The sequence below is a fragment of the Paraburkholderia adhaesiva genome, assembly GCF_021390575.1.
Classification (GTDB): Bacteria; Pseudomonadota; Gammaproteobacteria; order Burkholderiales; family Burkholderiaceae; genus Paraburkholderia; species Paraburkholderia adhaesiva.
Genome location: NZ_JAJEJQ010000003.1, coordinates 1 through 14,956, shown reverse-complemented (window position 1 = coordinate 14,956; position 14,956 = coordinate 1). Strand labels below are relative to the sequence as shown.

At 62.2% G+C, this 14,956-nt stretch carries 9 protein-coding genes; 4 read left to right on the top strand and 5 right to left on the bottom strand.

Going from position 1 to position 14,956, the window contains the following annotated elements; all coding sequences use genetic code 11:
* Positions 1-77 precede the first annotated feature (77 nt).
* Positions 78-719, top strand: coding sequence for a trimeric intracellular cation channel family protein (locus L0U80_RS24165; protein WP_233871657.1), 642 nt, complete (start codon positions 78-80; stop codon positions 717-719).
* A gap of 199 nt (positions 720-918) precedes the next feature.
* Here the strand turns inward: L0U80_RS24165 and fusA are convergent, their stop codons facing one another.
* Both fusA and L0U80_RS24155 read right to left on the bottom strand, forming a co-directional pair.
* Complete coding sequence (gene fusA, locus L0U80_RS24160; protein WP_233871654.1) at positions 919-2,970, bottom strand: elongation factor G; 2,052 nt, start codon at positions 2,968-2,970, stop codon at positions 919-921.
* 191 nt (positions 2,971-3,161) lie between these two features.
* Positions 3,162-4,235 (bottom strand): MBL fold metallo-hydrolase, encoded by a 1,074-nt coding sequence (locus tag L0U80_RS24155; RefSeq protein ID WP_233871651.1) that lies wholly within the window; start codon positions 4,233-4,235, stop codon positions 3,162-3,164.
* Positions 4,236-4,709: 474 nt separating this feature from the next.
* Between L0U80_RS24155 and L0U80_RS24150 the strand changes: the two genes are divergently transcribed.
* Entirely contained in the window at positions 4,710-5,294 is a 585-nt protein-coding gene (locus tag L0U80_RS24150; protein ID WP_233871648.1) for a hypothetical protein, read from the top strand.
* Positions 5,295-5,348: 54 nt separating this feature from the next.
* A complete protein-coding gene (locus L0U80_RS24145) occupies positions 5,349-5,771 on the top strand; it encodes a surface-adhesin E family protein (protein WP_233871645.1) in 423 nt (140 codons plus the stop codon).
* A gap of 72 nt (positions 5,772-5,843) precedes the next feature.
* Here the strand turns inward: L0U80_RS24145 and L0U80_RS24140 are convergent, their stop codons facing one another.
* A complete protein-coding gene (locus tag L0U80_RS24140) occupies positions 5,844-9,110 on the bottom strand; it encodes an adenylate/guanylate cyclase domain-containing protein (protein ID WP_233871642.1) in 3,267 nt (1,088 codons plus the stop codon).
* A gap of 273 nt (positions 9,111-9,383) precedes the next feature.
* Between L0U80_RS24140 and L0U80_RS24135 the strand changes: the two genes are divergently transcribed.
* Complete coding sequence (locus tag L0U80_RS24135) at positions 9,384-11,615, top strand: SulP family inorganic anion transporter (RefSeq protein ID WP_233871639.1); 2,232 nt, start codon at positions 9,384-9,386, stop codon at positions 11,613-11,615.
* A gap of 84 nt (positions 11,616-11,699) precedes the next feature.
* On the opposite strand, the gene L0U80_RS24130 is transcribed toward L0U80_RS24135, so the two are convergent.
* Both L0U80_RS24130 and L0U80_RS24125 read right to left on the bottom strand, forming a co-directional pair.
* Positions 11,700-12,713 (bottom strand): Gfo/Idh/MocA family protein, encoded by a 1,014-nt coding sequence (locus L0U80_RS24130; RefSeq protein ID WP_233871636.1) that lies wholly within the window; start codon positions 12,711-12,713, stop codon positions 11,700-11,702.
* Positions 12,714-12,957: 244 nt separating this feature from the next.
* Positions 12,958-14,799 carry an alkaline phosphatase family protein gene (locus L0U80_RS24125; RefSeq protein ID WP_373322280.1) on the bottom strand — a complete coding sequence of 614 codons (1,842 nt, stop codon included), beginning with the start codon at positions 14,797-14,799 and terminating at the stop codon, positions 12,958-12,960.
* Between the last annotated feature and the right edge of the window lie 157 nt (positions 14,800-14,956).

Genomic DNA, 14,956 nt, shown 5'->3' with positions numbered 1-14,956 from the left:
CCCGCTGCCCAACCGAACATCGAACAACCCGACCTGGCAGCGGCCACCTGCCGGCCAGGTCTGCACACCGAGGCACCGTGAACGCCCATACCGCCTATACCGTACTCGACCTCGTCGGCACCTTCGCGTTTGCGATCAGCGGTGCGGTCGCCGCCCGCCAGAAGCGGCTCGATCTGTTCGGCATCGCGTCCGTTACATTCCTGGTCGCGTGCGGCGGCGGCATCATTCGCGATATCTGCATTGGGGCCGTGCCGCCCGCAGGGCTCTCGAACTGGCGTTATCTTGCCGTGTCGCTGGCGGCTTCTGCGATCACCATCGTCGCGTATGCGCCGGTGCGCCGCCTGCGCCAACCCGTCCTCTTCTTCGATGCAATCGGCCTCGGGCTCTTCGCTGTTTCGGGCGCGGACAAAACACTTGCCTACAGCCATAGCGCCGAACTTGCGATCCTGATGGGCATGGTGAGCGCCGTGGGCGGCGGCGTGCTGCGCGACATGCTGCTTTCACGCGTGCCTGCGATTCTCGAACGCGAGATCTATGCTTCGGCGGCGCTGCTTGGCGCAGCGCTCGAAGTGGGTTTGACCGAGGTCGGTTGGTCGTCGATCTGGACCGCCTGGGTTGCGACCATCGGTTGCGTGCTGCTGCGCCTCTCTTCCCTCTATTTTGGCTGGCGACTGCCGGTGTTCCATGCGCGTGAGAATGGTAATCGCGGAGAGCAATGACTGGATCGTGTGCTGGTCCGAAGCGGCTCGTGCATCCTGTCCGGTCGAGTTAATTCTTTTCGCAGAATGACGTAATCCGCGCGACTCCGACGTCGGCGGATCCACTTCTTTCGCGTCAGGTCCAATCGCCATCCGAAGCGACGTGAGGGCATCTGAATCGCAGTATCGAAGCCGAAATGTGCGCGAGCCTGTTGCGACGCTACTCGTCCGGGACCTGCCGGGCCTTGTGCTGTGAGGCCAGCCGTTCCTGCTGCGCTGGAGGCACCGGGTCGTAGTGGCTCAACTGGATGCTGTAATTGCCGTGTCCGCCTGCAAGGGCATTCAGGCGCGACTGATAGTCGTCGAGTTCGGCGAGCGGGACCTTGCCTGCGATGACCATCGCGTCGCCACCCAGCGCGCGCGTGCCGTGGACTTGGCCGCGCCGTGAGGACAGATCGCCGATGACATCGCCCATTACCGCTTCCGGTGTCATCACTTCGATGTCGACGATCGGTTCGAGCACGATGGGCTGCGCTTTCATCACGGCATCGATGAACGCTTTGCGGCCCGCCGTGACGAATGCCACTTCCTTCGAATCGACGGGATGGCTCTTGCCGTCGAACACAACGACGCGCACGTCCTGCATCGGAAATCCGGCGAGCGGTCCGTTCTCGATGATCTGCTGAATGCCTTTTTCCACCGCGGGAATGAACTGCGAAGGAATGGCGCCGCCCTTGACGGCATCGACGAACTCGAACCCCGTGCCACGCGGCAGGGGCTCGACACGCAGCATCACTTCGCCGAACTGTCCGGCACCGCCCGTCTGCTTCTTGTGGCGGCAATGTCCTTCCGCCTTGCCGCCGATGGTTTCGCGCCACGCAATCGTCGGCGGCCGCGTCGTGACTTCCAGCTTGTACTGATCGGTCAGACGCTCCAGCATGTACCGCAGATGCAGCTCGCCGAGTCCGCGAACCACCGTCTCGTTGGTGCCCACCGGGTGCTCGATCACGAGGCACGGGTCCTCGGCGGCAAGCTTCTGCAGGATTTCCCATAGACGCTGTTCGTTGCCCCGGCGCGCGGCCTCGATGGCCAGACCGTAGATCGGCTTCGGAAAGTCGAGCGGTTTGAGGTGGATGTTGCCGTCCTCGGGTGCGTCGTGCAGCACAGCGTCGAAGCCGATGTCCTCGGCCTTCGACACGGCACAGAGGTTGCCGGGTCCCGCCCGCTGGATCTCCACGTGCTCCTTGCCCTGCAGCATCAGCAGATGGGTGACCTTGAACGGCTGGCGGGCGTCGCCGATATACAGCTGGCCGTCACGCGCGACGGTGCCTTGATGAATGCGAAACACCGCCATCCTGCCGATATACGGATCCATCACGATCTTGAAGACGTGCGCGATGACGTGCTTGTCCGCGTTCGGCTCGGCACGAACGGCTTCCACCTTCGAGTTGACATCGCGGTAGAAAAGCGGCGGGTTGCCCTCGGTCACATTCGGCAGGAGATTGACAAAGACATCGAGCAATTGCGCAATGCCTGCACCTGTGGCCGCGGAAGTGAAGCAGACCGGCACCAGATGGCCTTCGCGCAATGCGCGCTCGAAGGGTTCGTGCAACTGCTCCGGGCGAATCGCTTCACCCTGCTCGAGGTACAACTCCATCAACTCAGGGTCTAGTTCGATCACCTGATCAATGAGAGCATTGTGCGCGGATTCCACGGACAGAAAATCGGCGTCACCTGCAGGATTGAAGAAGCAGTCCACCACTTCGCTACCGCCCTTCGCCGGCAGATTGATGGGCAGGCAGGTCTTGCCGAACATCTCCTGAATTTGCGCGAGTAGCCCTGGTAGATCGATCTTTTCCCCATCGATGCCGTTCACGACGATCATCCGGCACAGCTTGCGATCCTGCGCATACGCCATCATTCTGCGCGTGGTCATTTCGATGCCGGTGCGCGCGTTGATCACGATGGCCGCCGTTTCGACGGCGGGCAATGCGCTGATCGAAAGGCCTGCGAAGTCGGGATAGCCGGGTGTGTCGGTGAGGTAGATGCGGGTGTCGCGGTAATGCAGGTGGGCGATGCAGGAACTGAGGGAGTGGTGATACTTGCGTTCGAGTGGATCGAAGTCGCACACGGAGGTGCCTCGATCCACACTGCCTTGCGCTCGCAGCGCGCCGCCCTGGTATAGCAGCGCTTCAGCAAGGGAGGTCTTGCCACATCCGGCGTGCCCGACCAGAGCGATGGTTCGGATGGCTTCGGGACTGTAGTAATCCATGTTCGCCACCGTTGAGTGGGTGTTCGGCAATTATTGGCGAAAATCCGACGTTCTGCCAGATTCCGTCGACGAAGCCTGCTGTACCGGGGCGCCGCGGTGGCCGTTGAGAGCGTTGCGGCCTCGGCGCTAAGGGTTCCCGCCAAGGTACGTTCTTCGTGCCGGAAGGCTACCCGCACTGCACAAAACGAAAATCACGGACTGGCGTTTTCGACGATGCGTTCTTCCGCCCGCCAGCGCAGCATCCCGCCCGCGAGATTGGCGATCGCCGGAAAGCCGGCCTGCCGCAAGATCGTCGTTGCCTGTGCGGAGCGGCCTCCTGCCCGGCAGACGGTCACAGTCGGCCGGTCACGTTTGATCTCGCCGGCACGCTGCGCAAGCTCGCCTAGCGGGATGAGCACGGCGTTCGGAATCCGTCCGAGCGGGCCATCGAATTCGTCCGGCTCGCGAACGTCGACGATCTGCACGTCGGCAAGTTGTTCTTCAAGCGACTGCGGGCTGATCTCCCATATCCCTGCGAAGGTGTAGGTCAGACCGGGCCAGTCGGGCTCGGCGATCTGTGTCGGGTCCTTTGCGGCAGCGCCGCATTTCAGATTGGCGGGCACCGCAATATCGATCTGCCGTGGATGCGGCAAATTCAGGTTCCGCATGTAACCGGCGAAATCGTCTTCGCAAAGATCGCCGCCGAGGCGTGGATTGAAGCGCCGCTCTTCGCCGACGCTCGTGACCGTCAGTCCGCGGTAGTCGTGGGCCGGATAAAGCAGGGTGGACGTGGGCAGGGTAAATAGCTGGTCGTGGATTGATCTGAACATTGCCCGCGAATCACCTTGCTGGAAGTCCGTCCGGCCAGTGCCACGGATTAGCAGGCAGTCACCCGTGAACGCGATACGTTCGTCGTCGAGCACGAGACTGATGCAGCCACCCGTGTGGCCTGGCGTCGCGCGCACCGTGAGATGACGTGTTCCGAAATGGCAGCGATCGCCGGGAGTCAGGTAGCGGTCGGCGCCCTCGGCTCCGCTGGTGGCCGATATCGCGATCGAGCTTCCGGTTAGCCGCTTGAGCATCCAGGCCCCGGTGACGTGGTCGGCGTGAACGTGCGTGTCGATTGTCTGGACGAGGCGCAACCCAAGTTCGGCGAGCAGAGCCGTGTCGCGGCGCGCCTGCTCGAATACCGGATCGATCAGGATCGCCTCGGCCGATTCGCTATCGGCGAGCAGGTAGGTATAGGTGGACGACTGCGGGTCGATCAACTGGCGGAAAATCGGCATGATCCCACTCCCTTGTGGCGGCCCGCGGCCCGTGATGAGCGTACACGGGCGAACTCGCGGGCGCTCGACGCCTGGTCTTATGTACCCGATGCGCAGACCTTCGCTGGCTGGGTGAACCGGACGAGCGCCGGATGGCGTCGTTTTTTGCGCTGCTGTTTTCGCAATTCCCCGCGTCGATTCTCGAACCACCTCGAACCAGCCCGAGCAGCTACGCACGCGTTCGTACGACCGCCGATTTCGTCCTTGTCCGATTGATGCCTGCGGGTGTGCGCCGGTAGCTTAACAAGTTTTGAGATTGGTTGGCTTCTCGCGGTTTCTTTGGACCATGAGTCTTGAGAACCGCCGCGAACGCACATACCACCGGCCTTCAGCTAGTTTGAACCGGCATCGACATGCGATCGCGCTCACGTCTTTACCGGTCATCACACGGCGGACGAACCAGCCGCTGGTCGGGAACGCAACGGGAACGGGGACATGCAGGATCAATTCCGGAAAGCAGGCGTAGCTGCAGTGATACTCGTCGCGTCGAGCCTCGCAGGGGCAACTGACGAATTACTGCCTGTCATCAGCGACATCGACACGCCTTCAGGCTGGCAACTGAACGGGACGAGCAGCAAAGCGAAGCGTTCGTCCAATTGTGTGCTGACGAGCATACGGTTGCCGTTCGACGCGGCGCCAGGCTATTACCTCCACGTCGGCGGATTGCGCAACGCCGGTTCCGTTTCGGTGTCGTTTTCCATCGACGAAGTGAATGGCGATGACATTCACGACGCAACGTATGAAACCCTGACGTTCACTGACGAGGCCGGCCATGCCGCCGTCTATGGACAACCCGTGCCTGACGCACTCCGGAACGTGCGTATCAACGACTTTCGTTTTAGCCTCACTCTCGATCATGAAGCACGGGACACGTTCCTCAAGCGTCTCGGTGAGGCAGTCAGCGTGACAGCCACCGTGGAGGCGTCACCGCCTCGCACGTGGACACTGAATCTGGAAGACAGCACGCCGGCCGTTGCGGCATTCGATCGGTGCCTGACGACCATTCGGGGTCGAGGTTAGTCAAGTCGGGCGCTGATCGGCGGCCCGGCCAATTCACCGTAGGGGACAAGCAGAATGCATTTGTTGCGCCGTACTCGATTGAAAGTGTTTCGCCTTCCGGACTATGTCTTTTGTGCTGCTGCATGCGGTCTGCTGGTCAGCGCATTACCCGCATCGGCAGCAAACTGGAAAACGCTCTCGAAAAATGCGGCGTCCGTGATGTCTGTCGACATGGCGTCCGTTGTGAAGGAGGGCGCCATACGGAAAGTGTGGGCACGTTACGACTATTTCGCGCCGCTGCGCGAGCCGAGCGGTGCGGAGACCGTGAACATCACGACGCTTCATGTGCTTGACTGCAAACGGCAGATGGTCGGGACCGAGCGGGAGACTCACCGGAACCTGCAAGTGATCAACCTTGAAGCGGCTCCACTGCCAATGACGGAAGTCACGCCAGGCACATTCGATGCCGTGCTGATAAAAACGGTCTGCCATTCCTGACCGCACTTCTACTTTGTTCGTCCCGCGCTTCACCACCTCCGGTGGACGAGGTGCCCCATACCGAATGCCCTCTCAAGCCGCAAGCGCCGCATCGACTGCGGCCAGGTAGTGTCGAAAGCCGGTTTCCTGCAGCGCGTTTCGCACTTGCCCCAGTTCGCGCTTTGTAGCTTCGTCGGCGCGGCCCTGCAGCGCCCTGGCGAGCGCGCGACCACGCGCCGTGAACAGGTCGGCCCACGGCAAGGGCTCTCGCCGCGTGTAGTTTTCGAGCGCCGCCGCGTAGCGCAGCACGCCCGCGACGTCGCCAACTGCGAGCATCGCTTCGATGGCGTCGCGGTAAAACCAGAGGTGGTTGTGACCGACCGCGCCGAGGCGCAGTAGTTCTTCGCCTTCGGTCAGGTTCCGCATGCGTTCGACGGGGTCGTCGAGCGCCCGGCTCAGTGCACCCATGGCCTTTGGCGCGCAGAACTGCATGCCCACTTCGCGCGACACCGCGAGCGACTCGCAAAGCACTTCGATCGCTTCGCGACGAGATCCGCTTTCCAGCAACAGGCGTCCCTGCATCTCCAGATTCTGCGCCTCGAAGCGGCGCGCGCCCAACTGCCTGATCAACCGCATTGCCTGCGCGAGATGGACCCGCGCAGCCTGTTCATCGCCGAGTTCATAGCAGACGAACACACCCAGCGTTTCGCCGAGCAATTGCGCGCGCGGCTGCCCGATCAGCTCGGCTGCGCGTGCCGCTGCGTCTGCGTCCTCGCGCGCGTGCTGGGCATCGTTCAGATACATGCGGCTAAAGCCTTGCATCGAACGATTTGCGACTTCGATGCGACCGAGCCCGTGTTCGCGGCTCAACTCGACGCAATCGCTGAAGTGGTGGAACGCTGTCCGCATGCGTCCTTGTGCGTACGCGGCATCTGCCAGCCCGCCGAGTGCGCGCGCCTGTGCCTCCGGCAGGCCGAGGCGCCGCGCGTATTCCAGGCCTCGCTCGTGTTCGGCACCGCAAGCGTCGATTTTTCCGAGAGGAAAGAGGATGTTGCCGCGCAGATGGTGAAGGGTCGCGAGGTCGGCCACCCGGTCGTCGCGCTCGGCGACCGGCTGGGCGGCCGCGAGCAGATCGAGTGCTTCATCGAGTCCTTCGCTCACGCGCAGGCCTTCCGCGAGCCCGAGTTGACAGCGGCACCGGGCGGCATCGTCCGGCGCGGCCGCCAGCGCGGTGCGGTACGTGGCGATCGATCCTGCGATATCGCCCAGGTCGCGTTGCAGTTCGCCCTTGCAGCAGATCAGTTCGTGGTGGTCCTTGTCCGTGCGCGCGAGTTCGAGGCCTCGCTCGGCGAGGCGCAGCGCCGCCTCGATGAGGTGGGCCGCGCGCTGCGCGAGCGCGGCGGCCAGATAGGCCCCTGGTGCGCGCTCGTCCTCGGCGCGGTCGAGATGTTGTGCGTGCAGCGTGGGGTCGCTGTGCGCGAACCACTCGGCGGCGCGCTGGTGCAGCTCGCGACGGCGCGCGCGCAGCAGTGTGGAATACGCGCTCTCCTGAATCAGCGCGTGGGCGAACAGGTAGTCGTCGCCTTCCGGGACCACGAGCGCGTTCGCGATCAGACCGTCGCACACGTAATCTTGATCGTCGACGAGCCGCCTCAGCAAGTCGATGCCGAAGCGTTGGCCGATCACGGCGGCGGCCTGGAACGCCACGCGATCGCCCGGCGCGAGCCGGTCCATGCGCGCCAGCACGAGGCTCCGGATCGAAGCGGGCACGGCGCTGCTGCCTTCCTCGGCGTTACGCAACAACTGCTCGAGGAACAGCGGATTGCCGCCGGCGCGGTCAATGCACGCTAGGGCGATGCGCTGGGTTGCATCGATGAAGTTGCCTGCGAGACTCAGGGCTTCATCGTTGCGCAACGGCCCGAGATCGATCGTCGCGAATGGGGTGCTCCGACAACGGGCCCGCCACGCCGCGTCCAGCGGATCGCCTTCCACGCGCGAGGTTGTCACGAGCAGGCCAGTGCCGTCGGCGATGCCCGATGCGAAGGCCACGACATAGTCGAGCACTTCAGGGTCGGCCCAATGCAGGTCTTCGACGACAATCATCGTTGCAGTCTGCCCGCACGTGTGTGCGGTCAGCCTTGCGGCGAGCTTTTGCTTGCCGCGCTTGCGAGCGCCGTGGTCCATCGCGTCGTAAAGCGATTGCCATTCGCCCTCCTGCGGCAGGTCGAGGAGGTCGTGAAGAAACACGAGTTGCTCGGTATTCAGGATTCCTTCTGAAGCAAAGCGCGCGGCGGCGGCTTGCCGCATATCGATCGATGCGTTGTCCGGCAGGCCGAGCAAGCTGCCGACTATTGCCCGCACCGGATCCTGGCCCTTGCCCACGCCGAAGTCGAGCACGAGGCCCCGATGGATCGTGAAGTCCTGCGTCTGGGCATGGCGGCGCATCTCGTCGACGAGGCGCGTTTTGCCAATACCCGCTTCGCCGCGCACGTGGATGACATGACCGGTTCGCCGCGCGACGCAGGCGTGGACGATACCGCGAAACTGCTCGAGTTCGGCATCGCGTCCGACGAATCGGCTGCGGCTCGCCTTCGGCGGCTCGTTCGCGACGGAGCAGAGGCGCCACGCTCGCACTGGTGTGTCGATGCCCTTGAAGTGATGCTCGCCGAGGGGTTCGCAGACCGCCGCGTCGCCGAGCACGTGTGCCGCGTCGTCCGAGAGCCAGGTCTCGCCGGCACCTGCAGCCGCCACGAGTCGCGCGGCCAGGTTCACCGGATCGCCGTGCACCGTGTAGTCCTGTGCGTCGGCGCGGCCGAGTGCGCCCGCGACGACCTCGCCGCTCGCGATGCCGATATGCGCACGCAAGGGCCGCGCCGACTGCACGCTCAATTGCGCGAGCGCGTCATGAATGTCGAGCGCCGCGCGGGCCGCGCGCAAGGTGTCCGTTTCGTGCGCGCGAGGGGCGCCGAATAACGCCATCACGGCATCGCCGATGTGCTTGTCGATCGTTCCGCCATAGGCCAGTACGATGCCGTCGACGAGCGTCGTGTAACGGCCGATCAGCGCGCGCAGCTCTTCCGGATCGAGCGAGTGCGACAGCGCCGTGAATCCGCACAGATCGGCAAAGACGATCGTGACCAGTCTGCGTTCCTGCGTGTCGGCCACCGCCTGCGATGTCTGGGCTGCGGGTGTTGCGGCGGCCGCCAGAATGCGCTTGCGATGGCCGAGCGACAGCACGCCAAGCTCCTTCAGGTCCGCATCGGTCAACTGCGCGATCAGCGACACGTCGATGTCGTTCGCGACAAACGCACTGACGTACTGGTCAAGGCCCAACCCGTGCAGCCATTGCTCGATGTTCATAGAGGTTGCCTGCATCCGATGTTGTGCGGTGCATCGATTGTTGGTCCGTGCGTTTTCAGTTCGAATCGCAGGGGCCGAAAAAGCAGACGAAAAGAATTCAAATATTGCCGTTGCGAGCGGCCCGGAGTCTGTGCAGGACCGAACCGCGCAAATTTCCACAATAGCCAGTGTAGGCCGCCGTCCGATGTGTCGTATGGCGTTTGACAGGATTTCGGGCGTGGACGGATACTGGATCGCACCCCACCGCGCGAACGCATTCCTCTGGGAATTCAAGTGAAGCCGGGCAACCCTGTCTCCGTCTCCAGCGCCGTTCCATTGCGCTCGCGCGTCGCCGACCTTTCCGGCGACCTCGCGGCGGGCATGGTATCGACGCTCGTCATGCTCTGCTACGCGATGAGCCTCGGCACGATGATCTTCAGCGCCGATCTCGCCCGCTACACGATGCTCGGCGTGCCGACTGCACTCGTCAGTTGCGTCGTCACGGCGCTAGTGATCGCCTTGACGAGCTCTATGCGCCTGAACATCGGCGGCCCGGACAGCAATGCGGCTGCGTTTCTCGCGGGCGTTGCAGCTGGCGTCGCGAGCAGTGTGCGCGCGGATGGCGGCTCCGCCCAGACCGTCCTTCTGACCGTGCTGTTGGCGATCGCGCTTTGTTCGGTCGTGACGGGGATCATCCTCTACGCGATTGGATCGTCGAAACGCAGCCGCTCGCTGCAGTTCCTGCCTTACCCGGTACTCGGCGGATTTCTCGCGGGAACGGGCTACCTGCTCCTCGCTGGCGCATTTCGCGTAATGACGGGCGAGTCCCTGCACTGGGACTCGCTCGCGCTGCTGACGCGTCTTCACTGGCTCGCGTGGATGCCCGCTGTTTGCGTCGGCGTGCTGTCCACGCTTCTAATGCGCACCTGGAAGCATATCGCCGCGCTGCCGCTCACACTCGCCCTCGGCATCGTCATGTTCTACGTGCTCTTGCGAGTTGCCGGCCTGTCGATCGATGACGCGCGCAGCATGGGGCTCTTGCTGCCGCGTGTCACGATGCATCTTGTGGGGATTCCGGAGTTGCACCTGACCGCACGGCTCGTGCAAGGCGGCATCGACTGGCAGGCGATTGCCGCGCACCTTCCGGAGAGTCTCGTGGTCACGTCCGTTTCGGCGGTCACGATCCTGATGAATTCGACGGCGATTGGCGCGGCGACGGGAGAGGAGGTCGATCTCAATCGTGAAATGCGGGCTGCAGGTCTCGCCAATCTCGCAAGCGGGTTGCTCGGCGGGATGGTCGGCTATCAGTCGTTCAATCGCTCGATGCTAAACGCGCGCGCGGGAGCAACGAGCCGGATGGCGGCCGTTTTTGCGGCACTCGCGTGCCTCGTCGTGCTTGGCGCGGCGCCGGGTCTCGTCGCGCTCTTTCCCGTGCCGGTGCTCGTCGGCCTCCAGCTGTTCATGGGGCTGCGCCTGCTCGTGCATTGGCTTATCGGCGCCTACGCGAAGCTAAACTGGTACGAGTATCTACTCGTGCCCGTCATTCTCGGTGCGATTGCGGCTTATGGCGTGATCGTCGGGGTGGGGGTCGGTGTCATCGCCGCGTGCGTGATGTTCACGTTGCTTTACGGCAGGGTCAGTTGCATACGCATGGCGTTCGATCTTCGTAACCGGACCTCTAATGTCGAGCGCAGCATAGAGGAAACCGAGGCACTGCGTGCACGCGGCGCGCAGGTATGCGGAATGTGCCTGCAAGGCTTTCTCTTCTTTGGAACGGCCAGTTCGATACTGCAACGACTGCACGCCCGGCTTGCCACGCACGATCCGTTGCCGGTGCGCTTCGTCGTGCTCGACTTCGCATCGACTCATGGCATGGACGCGTCGGTATCGATCAGCTTTGTCAAGCTGCGGCAGCTTTGCGCGACGAACAACGCCGACCTCGTGCTGACCGCGCTGCCGCAACGCTCGCGCGAACTCCTCGTGAAAACCGGCACGCTCAACCTGCGTATTCGCGAATTCGACACCCTCGACGCAGGTCTGGAGTGGGTTGAAGATCAGCTGCTCGCGTCCTCGACGCTCGCTTCAACGCATAGCGACACCCTGAACACACTGCTTGCGCCGCACTTCACGGCCGCCGCGCTAAACGCGCTCTCGGCTCGCCTGGAGGTGTGTGACCTGCTCGCGTCGCAGCCACTATTTCTGCGCGGCGAGCCGGGTGACGCGGTGTATATCGTTGAGCGCGGTCGGGTCGCCATCTCGCTGCCGCTCGGTAACGGCAAGGCAGTCAGATTGCGCTCGTTCGGCCCGGGTACGGTTGTCGGTGAAATGGCCGTGTACACGCAGCAGTCGCGTAGCGCAAATGTATTCGCGGAAATGCCGACACGTGTGCACCGCTTGTCGATCGCCGCGCTCGCGGCACTCGAGCGGGACGATCCCGTCACCGCGCAGCAGTTCCATCGTTTTATCGTCAAGGTGATCGCGTCACGCCTCGCGGTTGCGAACGAGGCGTTGCGCGCTGCGTATTGAGTTGCAGGAAGACTCTCTCGATACGAGACGCCCGCATATCTGCGAATTTGCGCGCCGACGCTTTAAGGTTCCGGGCGATGAACCTTATGGTTGCGGGATGCTCACCCAGGCACCCGATTGAGCCGAGCGGAAAACGGCATCGATCACGCGCATATTTGAGTGCGCGTCTTCTAGCGGAATAGCCTGCGTACCACCGCTCAATATCGCTTCTGCGAACGCTGTGGCCGCTACGCCGTATTGATCGCACACCGGAAGCTCCAGCCAGCGTTCCGTATTTTCGCCCGCGCTCGTTCGTTCGCTCACCAACAGACGTGTCGGTCGATCATTTGGCGCGTTGAACGGAATTTCGACTTCGATCCGCCCCTTCGTACCGTGAAATTGCATGCGCTGGTAATTGTAGATTTGAGTCGAGTAAAAGAAGCTGGCCTGGACCAGGTCAAAATCCATTATCACGGAGCCAAGCCGGTCCACCTCTGACGCAGGGTCGCGCTCCAGCGTGGCGACCACTCGCCGTGGCTCATGTCCGATGACGAAGCGCGACGTCGTGATCGGATAACAGCCGATATCCAGCAGCCCGCCGCCGCCCATTTCGCTATGGTTCCGGATATCGTCCGGGTTGGTGTTGAAATAGGTAAATCCCCCCGTCACCGCGCGCAATTCACCGATGACGCCTTCTTCGATCATGGCTCGCACTTTCAGCCATTGCGGATGGGTGCGAACCATGAATGCTTCCTGTATGTACCTGCCGTGCTTGTCGCGCGCGGCGATCAGTTTCTCAGCCTGTCCGGCGTCCAGACCGATCGGTTTTTCGCACAGCACGTGCTTGCCGGCCTCGACGGATTTGATTGCCCATTCCATATGAATGTGATTGGGCAGCGGGATATACACCGCGTCAATTTCTGGGTCTGCAAGCAGTGCCTCGTAGCTGTCGTACGCAACAGCCAGGCCATACTTCGCGGCGGCTTGCCGGGCCTTCTCCGGATTTCGTGACGCGATGCCCTTTACTCGGCATTTTGGCGCGTTGTGCATAGGTACAACGACCTTGTCGTTGATCTTCGCCGCGCCGAGTATTCCCCAGACAATCGCATCCTTCGCCATGACTTACCCCTCGATTTCCGTATGTGAGTAGTGGACTGGACGAGCGCACCCGAACCGTCTAATCGCGCCAGTCTACACGTAGTCATGGAAGGCTGTTGAAATTGGGTCGGCGCCAATCGGACGCCGGATCGTCCCGAGGCCGTGAAGTGTTTAAGGCGGTAAACGAGCCACCATGTTGGCGCGGCGGGGACTCGTCCCCGCCGCAAAAAATGCAGCTAGATAGCGTCAGTCAAATCGATCGCAATCAGAACGGAGGCATGCCAATCGCCCCTCGAATATCGTCGTCCGGATCGGAGTGCTTGACTGGATGGAACTGGAAAGCATCGAAGAGATCGCCAAGCGCCGGAGCATTGGTTGGAACATAAGGATTGGACGGATGCTGGACCGGGTCAGGAAGATTGTCGCGACTGCGCGACGTAATCGGCGGGAGCGACCAGTTGCGTTCGATGAACTTGACGAGTGACACGTGATCCGAATACTGATGATCAACGTGGCCGCCGCGCGAGTAAGGCGACACGATAATCAGCGGAATGCGCGGCCCGTCCCCGAAGAAGTCCACGGGCTGAATGTAGCCGGAGTCGTAGTAACCGCCACCCTCGTCGGTCGTGATGAAGATCGCGGTCGATGCCCACAAAGCCGGATTCGCCTGAACCGAATCGACGATCTTGCGCACGAATCCCTCGTAGAGCCCGAACTTCGAAGAGTCAGGGTGTCCATCGAGTAATCCTCCGGGCTTCACGAATGAGACCGCCGGCAGCGAGCCGTTCGCGATGTCGGAGTACAGGTTCGTCGTATCCTGGAGATGGTTCGCTCGCAACGTCGAATTGGTCATGATTGCCGTTTCATAAAGAAACGGGTTGCAGATGTTGCAGTAGACAGACGTTGGAGAATTGGCCACGAATGTCGTCCACCCCTCACCGTAGTATTTCCACGAAATATTGCGCTGGAGGAGGGTGTCGGCGATCGTTCGCACCGGCGAAGGCGGAATGGTGAATGTGCTCGTGTTGACGGTGCCGTCCCCGTTGTAACCGGGGTTGTAGTTGTTCAGAAGGTAGTACGTGTTCGGCGCGCAATTCGCATTCGGGTGATACGGCAGGCTGCCCAGGTACTGGCGGATTGCGCCCACGCCGGGTTGCGTGGGATCGGAACAGTTACTGTACGTTCCGCCGGAGTAACCATCCTGGGCGTACCAGTTGTTGGTCCCTTTCTGCGGCCGGGGGTCCTCGATCTGGTTCGTCGGCGGTGTGGCCGTGTGGCCATTGCCGTCCGTGTAATAGAGCGCGTCGGCCGTCCCGATCATGATGCTGTTCGCGCCCGTGCCACCCATCACCGGCTGGTGGTAGTTGTCACTGATCGTGTATTGGCGTGCGAGCTGCGTGAAATACGGCATGTCGCCGGTATTCACGTTATAGAACCCAAGGGCCGTTGAGCCCTCGTGGGTTGACTGGTCGGTAAAGCCGGCCGGCTGCGCGTTGCCGTTCGATCCGGCGCCTTCCGAGACTTCTACCCACGCAAAAAGGTCCATCTTGCAACCGCTCGGGTTGTCGTGCGTTGCATGCGCCACGTTGCAGTCGGATTGCTGCCAGTTCTGGTAGAAGCGATGCACTGGACTATTCATGTACTGGTCGTAGTTCGGACCAACACGTGAGATTTGATAGGGACCGTTCGGCAAGTTGAACAGGTTTGATCCGAAACGCGTATCGGGCACATCCTGGGCGATTCCCGATGCTCCGGTAGTCAAATGAACGAGGTCGTTCGGTTCGAGCGCGTTACCTTCGAACGCCGTTGCCGCGGCGAGTGTGGCGAACGGTGGCGGATTCGTATCGCTCGCAGCGCTCGGTGTGGAGCCGGTATTCGGTGCCGGCAGCACCGAGTAGGGTTGTTTCGAAACAGGGCTTGCGGCGAACTGTGTTGGATCGCTTGCAGTCGCCATGTATTGCGCAGCGAGCGCAAAGTTGGGCCCGGGAGCGCCATTTGCTCTGATGATGCCCCTGGACAGCAGGTTCGATACGGTTTCACCCGGGCGAGGCTGATACGTACCGAACACGTGATCGAACGTGCGGTTCTCGCCGACGATGATGATCACATGCTTGATCGGCGTTGCTGTTGCCGAAGAAGGATTTATTGCGGGTTGAACCTGGCTATCGGCAGCAGAGCAGTAGAGCGCTCCAGCCGCTAGAGAAACAGTCGCAAGCAAGGCCGGAACTGGATGAAATTTGCGTCGCGATGTCGATATCTGACTC

Bases quoted from the DNA above. Each gene is read 5' to 3' on its own strand.
- L0U80_RS24155 (WP_233871651.1), bottom strand. From the start codon at position 4,235: ATGCCGATTTTCCGCCAGTTGATCGACCCGCAGTCGTCCACCTATACC.
- fusA (WP_233871654.1), bottom strand. From the start codon at position 2,970: ATGGATTACTACAGTCCCGAAGCCATCCGAACCATCGCTCTGGTCGGG.
- L0U80_RS24130 (WP_233871636.1), bottom strand. From the start codon at position 12,713: ATGGCGAAGGATGCGATTGTCTGGGGAATACTCGGCGCGGCGAAGATC.
- L0U80_RS24140 (WP_233871642.1), bottom strand. From the start codon at position 9,110: ATGAACATCGAGCAATGGCTGCACGGGTTGGGCCTTGACCAGTACGTC.
- L0U80_RS24150 (WP_233871648.1), top strand. From the start codon at position 4,710: ATGCAGGATCAATTCCGGAAAGCAGGCGTAGCTGCAGTGATACTCGTC.
- L0U80_RS24145 (WP_233871645.1), top strand. From the start codon at position 5,349: ATGCATTTGTTGCGCCGTACTCGATTGAAAGTGTTTCGCCTTCCGGAC.